The organism is Ferrimonas sp., assembly GCF_048263965.1.
Taxonomy (GTDB): domain Bacteria; phylum Pseudomonadota; class Gammaproteobacteria; order Enterobacterales; family Shewanellaceae; genus Ferrimonas.
On the sequence record NZ_JBLXDO010000019.1, the window covers coordinates 19675 to 37573 of the forward strand.

Genomic DNA, 17899 nt, shown 5'->3' on the forward strand with positions numbered 1-17899 from the left:
AGTGAGTACCTCTATTTTTCGTTGTCGATCAGGGTCAGCGAGTCCCCGAAGCGAAGTTGATTGCGATAGCCCATCAGGGTCTGATCCAGTTGTTCGAGGGTGCCAAGCAGTTTGCGCTCTTCCGTGGTCGTTTCCAGAACCTTGGCAATGCCCCCGTTCTTGATGACCAGACGCCTGTCCGCCATCAGGGCCAGTATGGGGTCGTGAGTGGCCATCAGGACGATCTTGTCCTCTGACAGCAGCAGCTCAAGAGCCCGCTTCCGGTCAATACCGGCGTTTTCAATCTCATCAATCAGCACTATGGGGGTGCTGCTCAGAATCGCGGTATCGGCGATCATCAGTGCCCGCGACTGACCTCCTGAAAGGCTGGTGATGGGGGTTTCGGCACTGAAGGGCTCGCCAGCAAGCTCATTGGCTTCGGCGATGATTCTGTCCACCACCTCATCGGCATCCTGCACCAGGCGACTCTCCGCATGGAGAGAGACAAACTCCTTTACCTCCAGATCCATCACAAAGTTCATGTTCTGGGACAGCTGAGCCACCAGCTTTTTGGAGGTGGAGAAACGCCAGGAGTTATCCGGCGTGTCACCGTTAATCAGGATTCGCCGTCCGGTGGGAGTGTCGCACTGAGCCACCCACTCGATGTCTCCCAGCAGCCTGCTTTTGCCAGAGCCTGTAGGGCCGACAATGGAGATCACCTCTCCGCTGCGGATAATCAGCGAATCAAAGCCTTCCGGAGTGCCGGACTTGTCCGTCCCGGGCAGCAGGGTAATGGCGCGAACCTCATCGTCCTCACCGAGAAACAACAGCATCTGATTGATAAAGCCCACCATCTGCTGCTTTATCGCCGAGGGATCCAGCGCTGTCTCCTCCTGGGTCAGGGAGTCGAAACTGTCCAGGTAATCGGCAACGGAGCTGTGGTGTGCACCGCTGATGTCCAGCCGGTTGTCACTGAAGAAGCCCTCCAGAAAGGGGTAATCCTGCAGAAGCGAGCCTATGGTGCGCCTTTCTATCTGATTGAGTTCAATCATGCCTTGTCTTCCATATCTATCTTGCGCACGTTGCCCATCTGGTAGCTGTCTCCGATGCGAGTTTCACCCAGGCAGTAGGAACACAGCGCTGACGGCATGGTGAACCTCAGTTCACTGCCTACCAGGGTGGTCACCGCCTTCTGCTCCTGATGCAACAGAGTACTGAGCTCGAAGCAGCCCTGCCCCGTCAAGCCATTGATGTGCATGATGGTGGCCGCCGGATTGACCAGGTTCACCTTGGAGGCAAACACTTCGCGCTCGGCCTGGCTGACGATGTCTCCTTTGGTGATCACCACAATGTCCGCAGATTTCAGCATCGGGCCAATCTTTTTCGGGGTATTGATGCCACTGAGGTTATCGATGACGCACACCGCTTTGACCTCTTTGACGTAGGGAGAACAGCGGTTGCACAGCCCGGCGGACTCGCTGATCAGCAGGTCCATCCCCTCGGACAGCCCCCACTGAACAATCTCCTCGATGTTGCTGACAAAGTAATGGTCCGGGCACATGGAGCCAGAGAGCCCTTTTTTCACCGGAATGCCCGCCTTGCGATACAGCTCGTCGTCATCGGTATAGAGGCAGTCGAACTTCACCACCCCGATTTTCAGGCCCCGCTCCATCAGAGCATTGGCGGTTTTCAGAATAACGGCGGTCTTTCCCGACGAGGGAGGACCTGACACGGTCACCAGATTCATTGGCAACACCCTCCACCGCAGACGGCCTGAGCGGCACAGCTGGAGTCGTTAAACAGCCCTTTGCAATGGTTGATGAGCTCTGACAAGTCGTGCTGCTGGATGTAGTCCCACCCCAGCCACATAAAACGGCTGTGCTCAGGAAGAATGTTGAACACATCCGGGTGGGTGCTGGGAAAGAGCCCCTGGCGGGCAAGCAGGTTGCCAATCTCTTCGGAAGCAAAGAAATCAGCGATCTCTTTCAGCTCATCGGCCTTGGCGCTTTTCGCCAACATGAATATGGGGCTGACGATGGCGCCATCCTCCGGCCAGACAGCCTGCAATGGCCCCCCCTCCTTCACCATCTTGGAGAAGAAGTAGGGCATGATGGTCACCGCCGGCTTATTCTGTTTACGCTGCTCACTTCTGACCATCTCGGCAGGATGCATCGATTCCAGCAGGCTACGGCCTAACGCCTGAACGCCATCATCTCCATACATCTTGTGGATGTTGAGCAAAATGGCATTGAAGAGATCGAAGTCGGACACCGGCAGCGATACGCTCTTCTCAAACCTGGGGTCCAGCAAGTCCTTCCAGGATCGCGGTGGCTCTCTGTCACCAAGCTCGTCGCCATTAACCAGGAACAGCGCCGGCACCACCGCCAGAATGGAGTAGTGCCCCAGGGGATCCTTGATGCCCAGCTCAGCAAAGTCCGAGTTGTAACTGTCCATGCCCGTCAGGTCGGTAAACACCCCCTCACGGCGAAAACGGCCGAAGCGCTGCTGGTCGAAAAACATATCAAAACCCGCAGACATAAACAGATCCGGCAGCTTATTCGGCTCCTCGATACCGTCGATATTGTTCTGAACCCAATCCAGCCCCATGGATGCCGCTTTCAGTTCATGGGTCACCTCCGACTTGCCCGCCTGCTGACGGCCGGCCAGATAGGCACTCCACTTCTCCATCAGAGGGATGCGCACCGGACAGGGCAAGATCCCCACAACACTGGACCCTTTACTCTGTGCCGCTGCCGCCGTGGTCTGAACCAAGGTAATGTCGGTATCATCGGTGTACCGACTTATCGCCTCCTCCAGCAAGCGGATAAAAGAATCAATATCCAGCTTCTTCATGGCAACGGCGGCACTGAGGGTAATGCTCTTACCCAGAGCCGCTCGTTTGGCCGCATCTTCCATCTGAGGAAAACCATTGGAAACAAACACCGGAATGGTCTCCGGGTGCTTCTCTGTTATCTCGAACAGCGTGCTTTGTTGTTCAATCATCTTTGCCTCAGTTCTTGGATCTCAGATCGGTAATGGTGGTGTTCTTCAGGGTCTTGTAGACCTCGAGGTTCAGCTGATGGATACGACCATCAAACATGCAGTTGTCAAACGGACAGGAGGAGCGTCCCAGGGGACAGCTTTGCATCTCAATCTTTTCCTGAAACAGTTCGTACACGTCCAAGAAGGTCACTTCGTCGGGAGAGATGGACAGGGTGAAGCCGCCTGCCGGGCCCCGTGTAGAATTGACCCAGCCCTTTTTCTGCAGCTTTCCGAAGACTTTTGCCAGATGAGCCTCCGAAGCGGACAGTCGCTGGGCAGCCGCCTTGGTGCTCAGGCGTTCAGGAGCACATTCAGCCAGCAACCCCAGGCCATGAATGGCCAACGACGTGCCTTCGGAGATGTTGATCAGACTGTTCATAGCCACAACCAATTAGGTATTGTGGTACCACAATGCCTAATTGGGATCGTAGCAACAAGCGGATGCTCTCAGTTGTGTGATCCACTGCGCGATCAACAACAACCGCTTTAACCGCTGTGTATTGCCGAACACCGCTTCCAACCTTGGGCCGGGGCAGGCAGCAGCAGCATAGCTGTGGGCAATAGCTGTAATGGAAAGCCAAAGCCATCATCTCGGCGCAAATAAATGCCAATAATTAATCCAAGCATGAATTAATTCGATGCGTTCAAATAAAGCGCTTCATTTAACATTGAGCCAACTTATTTATCAACACAGCAAAATAAAGCCCTATTCAAGCAAAGTTTGAATGCAATAAAGAAATACTCTTTATGCATCCGGCGCAATACAAAACCCTAACAAGCCAAAAACAGTGCATTCGTAATAAAAAACTATCGCAAATTACCGTTTCTTTATTGACTAAGAGTCATGAATGATCAAAAGTATTTCATCAATGACGGATGGCTAGATCTGCGCTCAAGCAATGGTAAGACCAATTGCCCCTCGAGCCGACAGGCCGCCACCCTAAAGGGCCGGCAAGCTACCAAGCACCTTGAGCCAAGGTGTGAAATTTGAGCTTTCCGATTCCGAAAATCTGAAACCAGCGAAGACTCTGGTTAATAAGCCCATGGACGTATGTCCTGTGGTGAATTCAGTCTCAATTTTGCAAAACCGGGTACACGCCTTCTAGCAAAGGCAGGTGCCTGGATACTAACTTCGCCATAGAGCGGCCCCTATTCCTGTCGTGTTTGGCGAGGCTTTTATTCACATTCTATCTAAGGCTAACGTCTATGAGTGAAAATACCGCCCAATTTGCAAAGGCCTGGGAAGGCTTTGTTGCAGGTGACTGGAAATCCGAAGTTAACGTACGTGACTTCATCCAGAAAAACTACACCCCCTATGAAGGCGATGAGTCCTTCCTGGCGGGCTCCACCCCAGCGACTGACGAGCTGTGGGCCAAGGTGATGGAAGGTGTTCGTCAAGAGAACGCCACCCACGCCCCCGTAGATTTCGACACCTCCAAAGTTTCCACCATCACCTCTCACGACGCCGGTTACATCAACAAGGATCTGGAAACGATCGTTGGCCTGCAAACCGAAGCGCCTCTGAAGCGTGCCATCATCCCCAACGGCGGTATCCGCATGGTTGAGGGCTCCTGCAAGGCCTACGGCCGTGAGCTGGACCCTGTGACCAAGGCGATCTACACCGATTACCGTAAGACCCACAACGCTGGCGTTTTCGATGTTTACACCCCAGACATCCTGCGTTGCCGTAAGTCCGGTGTGATCACCGGTCTGCCAGATGCCTACGGCCGTGGCCGTATCATCGGTGACTACCGTCGTGTTGCCCTGTACGGCATCGACTTCCTGATGCAGGACAAGCTGAACCAGTTCCACAGCCTGCAGCAAGAGCTGGAGCAAGGTGGCAAGCTGGAAGACACTCTGCGCCTGCGCGAGGAGATCGCCGAGCAGCACCGTGCCCTGGGCCAAATCAAAGAGATGGCGGCCAAATACGGCTGTGACATCTCCAAGCCTGCCGAAACCGCTCAGGAAGCGATTCAAGCGACCTACTTCGGTTACCTGGCGGCCATCAAGTCTCAGAACGGCGCTGCCATGTCTCTGGGCCGTACCTCCACCTTCCTGGACATCTACGTTGAGCGTGACCTGAAAGCGGGCCTGATCACCGAGTCCCAAGCCCAGGAGATGGTGGACCACTTCATCATGAAGCTGCGTATGGTTCGCTTCCTGCGTACCCCTGAGTACGATCAGCTGTTCTCCGGCGACCCAATCTGGGCCACCGAGTCCATGGCCGGTATGAGCCTGGATGGCCGCACCCTGGTCACCAAGAGCAGTTTCCGCTACCTGAACACCCTGTACACCATGGGTCCAAGCCCAGAGCCGAACATCACCGTTCTGTGGTCTGAGCACCTGCCAGAAGGCTTCAAGAAGTACTGCGCCAAGGTATCCATCGACACCTCTTCCATCCAGTACGAAAACGATGACCTGATGCGTAAGGACTTCGAGTCTGACGACTACGCCATCGCCTGCTGTGTATCCCCACAGGTTCTGGGTAAGCACATGCAGTTCTTCGGCGCCCGTGCCAACCTGGCCAAGACCCTGCTGTACGCCATCAACGGCGGTGTGGATGAGATCTCCAAGGCACAGGTCGGCCCCAAGATGGACGCCATCACCGACGACGTTCTGGACTACGACACCGTTTACGCCAACCTGGACACCCTGATGGACTGGCTGGCCAAGCAGTACGTCACCGCCCTGAACTGCATCCACTACATGCACGACAAGTACTCCTACGAGGCGTCTCTGCTGGCTCTGATGGATCGCGACGTTGAGCGCACCATGGCTTGCGGTATTGCCGGCCTGTCCATCGCGGCGGATTCCCTGGCGGCCATCAAGTACGCCCAGGTGAAACCTGTACGTGACGAAGACGGCATCGCTACCGATTTCGCCATCGAGGGTGACTATCCTAAGTTCGGTAACAACGACAAGCGCGTAGACGAGATCGCCTGTGAGCTGGTTGAGAGCTTCATGCAGAAGATCCGTTCTCTGAAGACCTACCGCGACTCCACCCCGACCCAGTCCATCCTGACCATCACCTCCAACGTGGTGTACGGTAAGAAGACGGGTAACACCCCTGACGGCCGTCGTGCCGGTCAGCCTTTCGCGCCCGGTGCCAACCCCATGCACGGTCGTGATGAGTCCGGTGCTGTTGCGTCCCTGACCTCCGTGGCCAAACTGCCCTTCGCCCACGCGAAAGACGGCATCTCCTACACCTTCTCCATCGTACCTGGCGCCCTGGGTAAAGATGAAGATGGTCGCCGCGGCAACCTGGCTGCCCTGATGGATGGCTACTTCAAGAACACCCAGGCTCGCGAAGGCGGCCAGCACCTGAACGTCAACGTGATGAACCGCGAGATGCTGCTGGACGCTGTTGAGAACCCTGAGAAGTACCCTCAGCTGACCATCCGTGTATCCGGTTACGCCGTACGCTTCAACGCTCTGACCAAAGAGCAGCAGCAGGACGTCATCACCCGTACCTTCACTGAGTCCATGTAATTACTCTCGGGTAATTCACTCCAGTGACAGCAAGGGCGGCCTCCGGGCCGCCCTTTTCTTTTCTTAGATAGACACACCCTTTTCCATTTGGGACAACACCCATGTCCTAAGGGGCGCTGGGCTCACGCCAATGCCGCCAGTTAGATTGTTGTCACTCTCTACGACTGGGACGCCCCATGATCCCCATGCTGCTCTGCTGCTTCGCCCTGGTCCTGTGGGCCCTGGACGACAAACTGACAGAGATGGGACTGAGCCGGAATATCTCTCTGTGGCGGTCTCAATTCACCCAGTCCCTGCTGATGATCGAAGGATCTACCCAACTGATGACCACGGCCCCCGCCTACTGCCGCGTCTACGCCAGCCGCTTTCATCCGGCACTTACCTGGCGCCCATTCCTCTGCCCCAGGAACCGCTGAGATAGAAAATGACTGGCCTGTATCTGGCTATTTTTTATAATTTTCATGACCTTAACCAGTTGGCGGCGGCGCCTCTCACCGGGTCAGAGGCTTCGGCTTCGGCCCCCGCCCCGCAACCAGTTCAAGGCACAGATGAATACCGTTTTAACTCTATTTTTCAGAACCTTAATTCATGGGTGGGGACAGACTTCAAAAAAGCTTTACTTCCCCGGTATTAGACCTCATACTTACGCCGCTCTGTTATCAGGGTTATTAATGACACATTATGTAAAGCAAAACCTTCAGAACATCTTCATTGCTGTTGTAGTCCTAAGTGTTTCCCTTAACTTCATAGTCATCTTTAATAATTCAAGTTTTCAGTGCATTGAAATTGTAAAGTTTTTATCCAATATAAGAGGGACACATTATGTCTAACAAAACAACTGGTCAGGTGAAGTGGTTCAACGACGAGAAAGGCTTTGGCTTCATCGCCCCAGACAACGGCGGTTCTGACGTGTTTGTACACTTCCGCTCCATCGCTTCCGACGGCTTCAAGAGCCTGTCTGAAGGTCAGAAAGTTTCCTTCGATGTAGAGCAAGGCCAGAAGGGCCCTCAAGCTGCTAACGTAGTAGTGCTCTAATATCGATTGCGGCGCAGATGATACCCTCATCTGCGCCCATTCAACTCTCGCTCATCCAACCGATATAGACCAAAGTACTCACCACTTCTCCGGCCAAAAATTTTCTCACTGGCACTCAGCCATTCCCTCTCTCTTCGTCGTCCAGAATAGCCTTAACTGTTAGACCTTAAGTGTATTTACTCTTTTAAATTAAAGACTACCGCACCAAGAGCCTACGTCGGCATCGATCCACGCCGAGTGAATGTGTTCAGGCTGTCGCCGTAACAGACGATGCGTTACTTGGGTGCAGGCCCACCTCAAACAATCTCTGAACACCTTGATGTCCCGACAAGGTGACTGCACCACAAAATCGTTCAACAAAGGTCAACACACCCAAAAACAGCAGACTCCCCCAAAGCCACCAGACACTTTGGGGTATAACCAGCCCCTTAATCGACAGGCTCTTCCTGCTGCTGGCGCTCCAGTAAGATTGGCATGGCGTGCTGCTCTCCCCAGTGTTTTAGTGAGAGCAAAATCGGCTCCAGACTTCGGCCGGTATCGGTCAGGCTGTACTCCACCTTCGGGGGCACTTCCGGATAGACCTCACGATGAACCAAGCCATAAGACTCCAGCTCACGCAACTGTTTGGTCAACATTCTCTGGGTAATGCATCCCACCCGTCGCTTGAGTTCATTAAACCTCAAGGTCCCATCCAGCAGGTGATAGAGAATCATCCCTTTCCCCTTGCCACTGAACAGTTCCAGGGTCGCTTCTACCGGGCAGCCTTTGCCCTGATAGGAGGAGTATCTTGTGCGTTTTACAGTATCCATTTTGTGCCTATAGCACATTTCTGTGCGTACTTGTTTAAAAAGAATGTATCCCTATTATACACAGCATACGCCAACCTATGATGCTGTTAGGAGCTTCCCATGGATCTGAAAGAGATCATTCAATCCCGCTACTCCACCAAGGAGTTTGATGGCAATAAGACCATCCCCACCGACCTGTTTGACCAGGTTAAGGCACTACTGCGCTTCAGCCCCTCAAGCGTCAACTCTCAGCCCTGGCACTTTGTGATTGCTGATTCCGAAGAGGGGCGCCAACGAATCGCCAAAGGCACCCAAGGCTTCTTCGCCTTCAACGAGGCCAAAGTTCTGAACGCCTCCCATGTTGTTCTGTTCTGTGCCAAGACCGGCATCGATGACGATTACACTCGGCACCTGCTAGACACCGAAGAGCGCGATGGCCGCTTTGCCGAGCCAGAGCACAGGGAGATGGTACACATGGGCCGCTCCACCTTTGTGAACATTCACCGCTTCGATCTGAAAGATGCCCAGCACTGGATGGAGAAGCAGCTCTACCTGAATATGGGCACCGTGCTGCTGGGTGCCGCAGCATTGGGCATTGATGCCCTGCCCATAGAAGGCTTGGATACCAAGGTGCTGAACGAGGAGTTTGGTCTGCTGGAGAAGGGCTATACCGCCGTGGCCATGGTTGCCCTGGGGTATCGCAAGGAGAACGACTTCAACGCCGCTCTACCAAAATCACGCCTGCCCGAGACCGAGATCTTCACCCAGCTTAGCTGACGGAACACTGAGAGTAATACGGGGGCCTTATGGCCCCCGCTTTTGTTGCCACCTGATGACGACAGACCAGCACTCGTTAAATGAGCGAGGACTCAGCCCTCCTCCTTCCAATGATCCAGGTAGTTCTTTGGTGGCGGCGTCCAGCTACGCTCCGCCCTGGAGTGACGCTCGGAGTCCTGACCCCGCATCGCTTCACCGAGAAGCTCTTCAAGCTGCATAAAGAGATCCCGATAGTGGGTGCCGAATCTGTCGCCTTCATCTCCCTGAAGCCAGCTGTCATACAGCAACTTGTCATGTTCACGCTCCACCTCCTCGAAAGCCAGCCTACGCTGCCTGGCCCTGAAGGGGTGGTTACCCAGAGCCACCAGGGTTTCGCTGCCCAGGGCCAGGGCCGAGTGCAGAGTCTCTTTGATCACCACGTCTGCTCCGGCACTGCGCAAGGCGTAGAGGTGACCGCGGTCATAGGCCCGGGCCAGCACCTTCACCTTGGGGTAGGCTTGTTTCACGTAGTGAACCAGCTCTACTGCCGCCTCCCGCTCATCGATGGCGATCACCAGGGCCTTGGCCTCCTCGATGCCTGCGGTGTGCAGCATGTCGGGACGGGTGGCGTCACCGAAGTAACTCTTGACCCGAATGCTTCTCAGGTTCTCCACCTGATCCGCTTCATGATCCAGCACCACGGTGGGGATGCCGTTGACCGTCAACATGCGGTTGATGATCTGCCCGAAGCGACCCACCCCGGCAATGATCACCGTGCCTCTCTCATCGATGGTATCCGCTTCCCGCTCGTTACTTCGCTGCTCATAACGAGGGAGAATCACCCGCTCAAACAGGATAAAGAGTGCGGGTGTCAGGAACATGGAGAGGGCGACCACCAGGGAGAGCAACTGCACCAGATCCTGGGACAGCACCTGATTCTGCTGGGAGTACCCCAGCAGCACAAAGCCAAATTCACCGGCCTGGGCCAGGCTCAGGGCAAACAGCCAGCGATCACTGCCGCGAACCTGGAAGATCCAACCCAGCAGATAGAGAATCACCAGCTTACCCAGCATCACCGCGGCGGTCAGCATCAACACCAGTCCCAGTTGCGCCCAGAGCACACCGAAATTGACCCCGGCGCCGACAGTGATGAAGAACAGCCCCAGCAACAGCCCCTTAAAGGGTTCGATGTTGGACTCCAGCTCATGACGGAACTCCGAGTTGGCCAGCACCACCCCGGCCAGGAAGGTACCCAGTGCGGGAGAGAGGCCCACCAGCCCCATCAGGGCGGCAATGCCTATCACCAGCAGCAACGCCGTCGCGGTAAAGATCTCCCGCAGACCCGAGGAAGCCACATAACGGAACAGAGGTCGGCTGAAGAAGTGGCCGGCAGCAATAAGCAGGCCTATGGTGGTGATCACCACCAGGGCATAACCCCAGCCAGGCAAGCCGGCCACCAGGCTGATGTCATGACCATGGCCCGCCTCACCAGCCCCGGAGATCAGTTCCGGCAGAGCCAGCAACGGGATGAAGGCCAGCATGGGGATCACCGCAATGTCCTGCAGAAGCAGCACGGAGAAGGCACTGCGGCCGCCGTCGGTGTTCCCAAGGTGCTTCTCACTGAAGGTCTGCAGCACGATGGCGGTGGAGGAGAGGGAGAAGATCATCCCTATGGTCAGGGCACTCTGCCAGGGCAGGCCGGCGTACTGGGCCAGCCCCCATCCCAGGGCAGTACTCAGCACCACCTGAAGTCCCCCCAGGCCGATCAGCCGGTTGCGCATCTCCCACAGCATCTTAGGCTGCAACTCCAACCCCACCAAAAACAACATCATCACCACGCCAAACTCGGCGAAGTGCTGAATGGTCATGGTCTCTTCACCCACCAGGCCGGTGATGGGACCGATGACCACACCGGCGATCAGGTAACCCAGCACCGACCCCAAGCCCAGCCGCTTGGCCAGGGGAACGGCGATCACCGCCGCCAACAGATAGATAAAGGCTTGCAGGAAATAGAGTGTCACTGTGCCTCCTCCGCCAGATGGTTACTGGTATGAGTAGCATCGTCAGAATCCCAACGGATCTCCTTGGCCACCAGGCGACTGAGCATCTGTTGCCAGGCGGCGAGGTGAGCGGGCAGCCGACCTTCCTCCACGGCGGTGCGGGCGCCGAAAAGCATAAAGGGAGGCAGATAGTGCATGCCGGTGAGTAGGGCTGCCTGCTCCAAGGGACGAAACAGTTCACGAATGGTGAAATGATTGTAACCCTGCTCCCGGTAGGCGTGCTGGGGGCCTCCGGCACTGGCCGCACAAAGAAACCCCTTACCCTGCAGGGCGGTGCCACCTTCTCCATAGGCAAAACCGTGCTCCAGCACCAGGTCCTGCCACTCCTTGAGGATCGACGGGGTGGAATACCAGTAGACGGGAAACATAAACACCAGTACGTCGTGCTGCAGCAATCGCTGCTGCTCCCGGTCCACATCGATTCTCATGTCCGGGTATTCACGGTAGAGGTCTACCGTTGTCACTCCTTGCACCTGCTGAGTTGCCCGGAGCATCTTCGCATTAATCTCTGAGCGGTGAAGGGATGGGTGGGCAAACAGCACCAACACCGAAGGCTTATCACTCATGATGCTACTAGCTCCTTGTGTTATTTCAGATAAGTTCCCATAGAACACTCCAGATTCCCAGCCAGAAACAACCGAAATAGTTTTGTGATCCTGGCGGTGTAAGATGACAACTCCTACTGTTAGACTGTCTGGTTTTAACCGCCGTTAGCGATTTTCCAGGAATCACCACAGGGTAAATCGCAACCCAACTAGGGAGGAAGGTTTGACCAAAGGCATAGATAAATACAGCATCGACAGCACTGACTACACAATAGGTCAGGACAACGTTCAAAAGTGGGGCATCGACGTCCACAACCCGGTGTTCGGCATCAGTGCCGGCCTGATTATCCTGTTTCTCATCGGGACTCTGGTCACCGACGCCGCCACCGCCAAGGCAGCGCTCGACGGAATCAAATGGAAGATCATCAACAACTTCGACGGACTTTTCATCTGGTCTGGCAACATCTTCGTGATCTTCTGTTTGGCTCTGGTTGTCTCCCCCTTCGGCAGGATTCGCCTGGGTGGTGACAATGCGGAGGCGGACTTCTCTTTCCTCTCCTGGCTGGCGATGCTCTTTGCCGCCGGGATGGGCATCGGCCTGATGTTCTGGAGTGTGGCAGAACCGGTGGCCTACTTCACCGGCTGGTATGAGACGCCACTGGGCGTCGAGCCCAACACCCCGGAAGCTGCCAGGCTGGCCCTGGGTGCCACCATGTTCCACTGGGGTCTGCACCCTTGGGCCATTTATGGCGTGGTCGCCCTCTCTCTGGCGTTTTTCACCTATAACAAAGGGTTGCCCCTCTCCATGCGGGCCATCTTCTACCCACTGCTGGGGGACCGCACCTGGGGCTGGCCCGGTCACATCGTCGATATCCTGGCAGTAGTGGCCACCCTGTTCGGTCTCGCCACCTCACTGGGTCTGGGCGCCCAACAGGCCGCCAGCGGCATCAACCATGTCTTCGGCATCGACGGCGGTATGGGGCTGCAGATCCTGGTGATTGCCGTGGTGACCATGTTGGCGGTGGTGTCCGTTTATCGCGGCATCGAAGGCGGCGTCAAGCTACTGTCCAACATCAACATGTTGCTGGCCCTGCTGCTGGTGGTGGTCGTGGCTCTGCTAGGCTTCGGTGTGGTGCTCGGCGCCATCCCCACCACCCTGATGGCCTACCTGGAGAACCTGGTGCCCCTGAGTAACCCCCACGGCCGTCCCGACGAAGCCTGGATGCACGGTTGGACCGTGTTCTACTGGGCCTGGTGGATCTCCTGGTCTCCTTTCGTCGGCATGTTTATCGCCCGGGTCTCCAAGGGCCGCACCGTGCGCGAGTTCATCGTCGCCGTACTGATTGTGCCGACTCTGGTCACCCTGCTGTGGATGTCCGTCTTTGGCGGTCTGGCCCTGGATCAGGTGATCAACCAGGTGGGCGTCCTGGGTGCCAACGGCCTGCGAGAAGTGCCCCTGGCGATGTTCGAGATGTTTGAGAGCCTACCCATGAGTGACCTGCTCTCCATCGTGGCGATCATTCTGGTGATGGTGTTCTTCATCACCTCTTCCGACTCCGGCTCCCTGGTGATCGACAGCATCACCGCCGGCGGCAAGGTGGATGCCCCTGTGGTTCAGCGCATCTTCTGGGCCTTCATCGAAGGTGCCATCGCCGCAGCCCTGCTGTGGATTGGCGGCACCGAGTCTATCCAGGCTCTGCAAGCGGGCGCCATCTCCACCGCCCTGCCCTTCACAGTGATCCTGCTGATGATGTGTGTCAGCCTGGTGATGGGTATGCGTACCGAGTCCCGCTTCCGCTAAGCGTCAGTGACAAGCAAAACAAGAGGCGCATCAGGCGCCTCTTTTTTTGTGCTCAGTCCCAGATCTCTGAGATGGGGGTCTGGGGAGAGAAGTGGTAGGCCACCTGGGCCTGGAACAGCTCGGCGGTGGCGATGGCGTCGGTAAGCGCATGGTGAGGCTGGTACACCGGCAGCCCATAACGTTGGCGACAGGCACCAAGGCGCACGGAGGGGGCCTTCTTGCCCACCAGGCGATTCCAGCGACTGCCCATCTGGTGTTGCAGTATGGTCTGCTCCAGCTCCATGGTATCCACCAGAGGAAACTGCAGTCCCTCCCCCAGCCGGGTTTTCAGAGCCTGATCGAGAAAGGGTCTCTCAATCTGCTTGAAGTGCACCACAGGAATGGCGCCCCCCAGGGCCTCCAACAGGGGGCCAACCACCTTGGTAAAGTCGGGCGCCTCATCCACGTCGCTGTGAGTGATGCCGTGGATCACCACAGACTCGTCATTGAGTGGATGTTCAGGCTGCACCAGAAACTGGCCGGCCCTGCGGCAGTAGACCCGGTTCAGATCGAAAGGCACCCAGCCGGCAGAGACAATGGCGTCCTTTTCCGGGTTTAGTCCGGTCGTCTCAAAATCCAGGGCCACAAAGGGCACTTGTGACAGCGGGGTGTCCGGCGCCACTATCCCCTTGTCATAGAAGCGTTTCAACCTGGGATCTCGAACCTGTTGACTGGCCTGCTCAAATAGCATCACCCAGTCCTTATTGCGTTTTCGGCGTTTCCACCAGCCAAACATTGGGACTCCTTAAGCGAAACTGCTGGCCTGATAGCGGTATTTGAGGAAGTTCTGCGCATTACTCAGTACCTGGAAGGCGTCCTTGAGGTTGCGCCGCTCAAAGTCCGACATGTTTTCAGGCTCGATGTTGTTGTCCGGTTCCTGACCCAGTTCCACATCCCGGGCCTGGTGGCGGATACGCACCATGGAGATAAACTCCATGGCATCGCGAATGTCCTCTGCCTTACCCTTGGGCAAGATGCCCGCATCGATGATGTCATCCAGGCGCTCGAAGGAGTTCTGCGCCCGGGATCCCACCGCCAGGGCATGGACCCGAATCAGATCTGCCAGGGGCGCCGTGCCCCGACGCTTGAGGTTGATGGAGTTGTTGTGGCGACCATCCTTCTCCATCACAAACTCCTTGAAGAAGCCCAGCGGCGGCGTGCGATTCAGGGCATTGCGCGCCAGGCAGGCCAGGAAGCGGTTGTTCTTTCTGGCCCGGCGCACGATAAAGCCATTGAGCTGCTCGGCCCACTTAACCCGGCCGTGCACCCCCTCGAGATCGAAGAAAATGGAGGAGTTAAGCAGTGCCTTGGGGTTTGGATCATCAATCCAGTCGGCGAAGCACGCCTCCCACTCCCCGCGGGTCATGCGCCACATGGGGTTGGTGGCCATGATGCCGCCGGTGCACCTGGGGTATCCGCACCTGTCCAGGGCATCGCACACCCACTCGGACAAAGAGGTGAAGTAGTCGCCGTGCAGCTCCTGACGATACTCATCGTCCAGGATGATGGCGTTGTCCTGATCGGTGACGATCAGCTGTTCGTCCCGTGCCATGGAACCCAATGCCAGGAAACAGTAGGGCACAGGCGGAGGGCCCATCAGCTCCTCAGCCAGCTCCAGGATGCGCTGCTTAAAGCTGCGGCCAATCACCGCCATGGCGCTGCCCACCATATGGGCATTGGCATCCTCGTTGACCAGGCGCACAAAGCAATCTTTCACCTGATGGGAAAGCTGCTCCAGCTCCTCCAGACTCTGCTGCTTGAAGATGGAGCTCACCAGCAGCAAGCTGTTCTGCGACTCGTAGCGGACGATGTCGGTCAGGGAGATGATCCCCAAGGGCTTACTGCCCTTGACCACAGGCAGGTGGTGGACGTTATGCCTGAGCATGTAGAGCATCGCTTCGTACACATAGGCGTTGTTGTCCAGGGTGATCACCTCGGTGCTCATCACCTCGGAGATGGGCAGAGTGATATCCAGCCCCTGGGCCACCACTTTGCTGCAGAGATCCTTCTCGGTGATGATCCCCTGTAGCTGCTCCCCCTCATCGTCAACGCTTTCGTTCCACACCAGCAATGAGGAAAGGTTCTCCTCCGCCATCTTGGCCGCCGCCGCATGAATGCTGCACTTACTCTCCACCCACACCGGATCACCGCTAAGCAGGGTCACCACCTTGGAGGTGGTCATGTCGTTGGTGTCGAAACCACTGGAGACCGCTTGTCTGAGCCGCACCGAGTTCTCCACCTCGACGAAGTCAGCGAAGGAGTCGAACTTGTCATTCAGGCTGTGAAACACCTCCTCCGGGATGCAATAGAGCAGGGTGTCTTCAATGGCAGTGGCGGGAAAGCGCACCTTGTTGTGGGTCAACAGACCCAGCTGTCCAAACACGCCGCCCTCATCCAGACGGTTATAGAGATCACCATTACGGCGATACAGCTCCACGGCGCCGCTGCGCACCACATAGAGATCGTGAATCTCCTGCCCCACCGCAAGGATCGCTTGGGACTCACGCACATAGGCGATCTCAACCTGGGTGACCACCTCACTCAGGGTCTCCTCCGGCAGATCATCAAAGGGGGGAAACTGGGACAAAAATCCCTGAATCTCCAACAGTTCAGCGTTCATAGGCATGCTCATAGGGGGCTGTTCCCTAATCCTAACCGTCACTGCCAAGATTCTCCAAGGGAAGAGAAAGCGAATGGCCAAAGCTGCAGCGACTTGTAGGCTGGCGCCCAATCAGGCAAGTTAGGACAAAACAGTTCCAAAGGACGGGATCATGAGCAACGTATGGATAAGCAGGGCTTTTATTGCCGCGGGCATCATCAATATTGCCGGGGTGCTACTGTTTTCCAAGGGCCTTACCAATGAGCTGCTGTGGCACTGGGATCCCGTACTCTTCACCCCCTTTGGCCTGGTGCTGATCATGCTCTGGGGCGGCGCCTACATCGCCGCCAGTCACCGCCATCTGCAACTTCCCTGGCTGTCACTGGTGTTTGCCGCGGAAAAGGCCCTCTATGTGGGTGCCTGGATTCTTTGGATGAGGGAGCAGGGCCAGCAACTGTCATCCATCTTCGCGCAGGACTGGCTGACCGGGGTGTTCTTCACCATCTACGGCGCCAATGACGCCCTGTTTATGCTGGTGTTCCTGTTCGCCTTCTACCGGGCCCGCCATTCCAGAGTCACTGTCAATCAGATGACCTGATAACCAAAGACTGCATCGACTCAAACAGATTGCGTAAGCCATACCCTTGAGTGTTGGTAAGTGCTAACCTATTCTCGTTAATGGCAATCACTCTCATTACTCTTGTCATTGCCAATCAATCCAATTCGCTCTCAAGGAAACAACGACATGCAAAAGCTCCTGGCCCTCTCTCTGCTGATGCCCCTGGCTTTGACGCCGTCGCTGCTGCAGGCGGAGGAACTGAACATCTACTCCTCACGCAAGGAAGCGCTGATCAAACCCCTGCTGGATAAGTTTTCTGAGCAAAGTGGCATCAAGGTCAATCTGGTGACCGGCAAGGACGATGCCCTGATCACCCGATTGAAAAGAGAGGGCAATCGCTCTCCCGCAGACATACTGATCACTGCCGATGCCGGACGCCTGCATCGCGCCAAAGCCGGTGAACTGCTGCAGCCCATGGCCAACAGCGATGCGCTGAAGCAAGTCCCCGCTAACCTCAAAGACCAGGACAATCAATGGGTGGGGCTGACCATGCGCGCCCGCCCCATCTTCTACGTCAAGGGCAAGGTCTCCCCTGAGGAACTGTCAACCTACGAAGCTCTGACCGACGCCAAGTGGCAAGGCAGAGTCTGCATCCGTTCCTCCAGCAACATCTACAACCAGTCGCTGATGGCGTCCCTGATTGATGCCGACGGTGCCGACAAAGCCCAGGCCTTCGCCTCAGGCCTGGTGGGTAATATGGCCCGCCCACCCGCCGGGGGAGACACCGACCAGCTGCGCGCCGCCGCCGCTGGTGTGTGCGACATCGCCATCGCCAACACCTACTACTATGGCCGCCTGGCCAACAGCGACGACGCCAGCAACCAGAAAGTGGTGAAGGAACTGGGGCTGTTCTGGCCGAATCAGGCCGATCGCGGCACCCATGTCAACGTCAGTGGCATCGGCATTACCCGCTCCGCCAAAAACCAGGAGGCCGCCGCCAAACTGATCGACTTTATGCTCACCGAGGAAGCCCAGAACTGGTACGCCCAGGTCAACAACGAATACCCTGTCCTGCCCGGAGTTTCGCCGTCGAAAGTGCTGGCCAGTTGGGGTGAGTTCAAGGCTGACGACATCAGCCTGAACCGTCTGGGCACCCTCAACCGCCAGGCGGTTGAGATCATGGACCGGGCTGGCTGGAAGTAAGTCG

At 56.5% G+C, this 17899-nt stretch carries 16 protein-coding genes; 7 read left to right on the forward strand and 9 right to left on the reverse strand.

Translation table 11 applies throughout. The features are described 5' to 3' along the window. Positions 1-11: 11 nt before the first annotated feature. From ACN0RV_RS15120 to ACN0RV_RS15135, 4 genes are read right to left on the reverse strand one after another with little or no spacing between them, the layout of a single operon-like run. Positions 12-1031, reverse strand: a complete 1020-nt coding sequence (locus ACN0RV_RS15120; RefSeq protein WP_417348816.1) for an ATP-binding cassette domain-containing protein — start codon at positions 1029-1031, stop codon at positions 12-14. Then, positions 1028-1726, reverse strand: a complete 699-nt coding sequence (locus tag ACN0RV_RS15125) for a GTP-binding protein (protein WP_417348818.1) — start codon at positions 1724-1726, stop codon at positions 1028-1030. Before ACN0RV_RS15125 ends, ACN0RV_RS15120 begins: the two co-directional genes overlap by 4 nt. Then, positions 1723-2982 carry an ABC transporter substrate-binding protein gene (locus tag ACN0RV_RS15130; protein WP_417348820.1) on the reverse strand — a complete coding sequence of 420 codons (1260 nt, stop codon included), beginning with the start codon at positions 2980-2982 and terminating at the stop codon, positions 1723-1725. The genes ACN0RV_RS15125 and ACN0RV_RS15130 overlap by 4 nt, the downstream gene beginning before the upstream one ends. Positions 2983-2989: 7 nt before the next feature. Further along, the gene (locus tag ACN0RV_RS15135; RefSeq protein WP_417348822.1) at positions 2990-3400 is read right to left on the reverse strand and encodes an RrF2 family transcriptional regulator; all 411 of its coding nucleotides are present in this window, start codon (positions 3398-3400) and stop codon (positions 2990-2992) included. Between the two features lie 827 nt (positions 3401-4227). On the opposite strand from ACN0RV_RS15135, the gene pflB reads away from it, so the two are divergent. The 3 genes from pflB to ACN0RV_RS15150 all read left to right on the forward strand — a co-directional run bounded on the left by pflB (position 4228) and on the right by ACN0RV_RS15150 (position 7545). Further along, positions 4228-6510 carry a formate C-acetyltransferase gene (pflB, locus tag ACN0RV_RS15140; RefSeq protein ID WP_417348823.1) on the forward strand — a complete coding sequence of 761 codons (2283 nt, stop codon included), beginning with the start codon at positions 4228-4230 and terminating at the stop codon, positions 6508-6510. Between the two features lie 176 nt (positions 6511-6686). Then, on the forward strand, positions 6687-6926 hold the full coding sequence (locus tag ACN0RV_RS15145) for a hypothetical protein (RefSeq protein ID WP_417348825.1): 240 nt from the start codon (positions 6687-6689) through the stop codon (positions 6924-6926). Positions 6927-7332: 406 nt separating this feature from the next. Continuing rightward, the gene (locus ACN0RV_RS15150) at positions 7333-7545 is read left to right on the forward strand and encodes a cold-shock protein (RefSeq protein ID WP_286342323.1); all 213 of its coding nucleotides are present in this window, start codon (positions 7333-7335) and stop codon (positions 7543-7545) included. A gap of 428 nt (positions 7546-7973) precedes the next feature. Here ACN0RV_RS15150 and ACN0RV_RS15155 read toward each other — a convergent pair whose 3' ends face one another. Then, positions 7974-8354 carry a winged helix-turn-helix transcriptional regulator gene (locus ACN0RV_RS15155; protein WP_417348827.1) on the reverse strand — a complete coding sequence of 127 codons (381 nt, stop codon included), beginning with the start codon at positions 8352-8354 and terminating at the stop codon, positions 7974-7976. Positions 8355-8453: 99 nt separating this feature from the next. Here ACN0RV_RS15155 and nfsB point away from each other — a divergent pair, with 99 nt between their 5' ends. After that, positions 8454-9110, forward strand: coding sequence for an oxygen-insensitive NAD(P)H nitroreductase (nfsB, locus tag ACN0RV_RS15160; protein ID WP_417348829.1), 657 nt, complete (start codon positions 8454-8456; stop codon positions 9108-9110). A gap of 92 nt (positions 9111-9202) precedes the next feature. Here nfsB and ACN0RV_RS15165 read toward each other — a convergent pair whose 3' ends face one another. Further along, positions 9203-11110: a monovalent cation:proton antiporter-2 (CPA2) family protein gene (locus ACN0RV_RS15165; RefSeq protein WP_417348831.1), complete on the reverse strand. Its 1908-nt coding sequence runs from the start codon at positions 11108-11110 to the stop codon at positions 9203-9205. Next, positions 11107-11715: an NAD(P)H-dependent oxidoreductase gene (locus tag ACN0RV_RS15170; protein WP_417348833.1), complete on the reverse strand. Its 609-nt coding sequence runs from the start codon at positions 11713-11715 to the stop codon at positions 11107-11109. Before ACN0RV_RS15170 ends, ACN0RV_RS15165 begins: the two co-directional genes overlap by 4 nt. 202 nt (positions 11716-11917) lie before the next feature. Here ACN0RV_RS15170 and ACN0RV_RS15175 point away from each other — a divergent pair, with 202 nt between their 5' ends. Continuing rightward, entirely contained in the window at positions 11918-13495 is a 1578-nt protein-coding gene (locus ACN0RV_RS15175) for a BCCT family transporter (protein ID WP_417348835.1), read from the forward strand. Positions 13496-13547: 52 nt separating this feature from the next. Here the strand turns inward: ACN0RV_RS15175 and ACN0RV_RS15180 are convergent, their stop codons facing one another. Next, positions 13548-14270: a 3'-5' exonuclease gene (locus ACN0RV_RS15180; protein WP_417348836.1), complete on the reverse strand. Its 723-nt coding sequence runs from the start codon at positions 14268-14270 to the stop codon at positions 13548-13550. Between the two features lie 9 nt (positions 14271-14279). Continuing rightward, positions 14280-16154 (reverse strand): putative nucleotidyltransferase substrate binding domain-containing protein, encoded by a 1875-nt coding sequence (locus tag ACN0RV_RS15185; protein WP_417348838.1) that lies wholly within the window; start codon positions 16152-16154, stop codon positions 14280-14282. Between the two features lie 151 nt (positions 16155-16305). On the opposite strand from ACN0RV_RS15185, the gene ACN0RV_RS15190 reads away from it, so the two are divergent. Together ACN0RV_RS15190 and ACN0RV_RS15195 are read left to right on the forward strand one after the other, a co-directional pair. Continuing rightward, the gene (locus ACN0RV_RS15190) at positions 16306-16731 is read left to right on the forward strand and encodes a hypothetical protein (protein WP_417348839.1); all 426 of its coding nucleotides are present in this window, start codon (positions 16306-16308) and stop codon (positions 16729-16731) included. A 147-nt stretch (positions 16732-16878) separates the two neighbouring features. Continuing rightward, on the forward strand, positions 16879-17895 hold the full coding sequence (locus ACN0RV_RS15195; RefSeq protein WP_417348841.1) for a Fe(3+) ABC transporter substrate-binding protein: 1017 nt from the start codon (positions 16879-16881) through the stop codon (positions 17893-17895). The last annotated feature ends 4 nt before the right edge of the window (positions 17896-17899 follow it).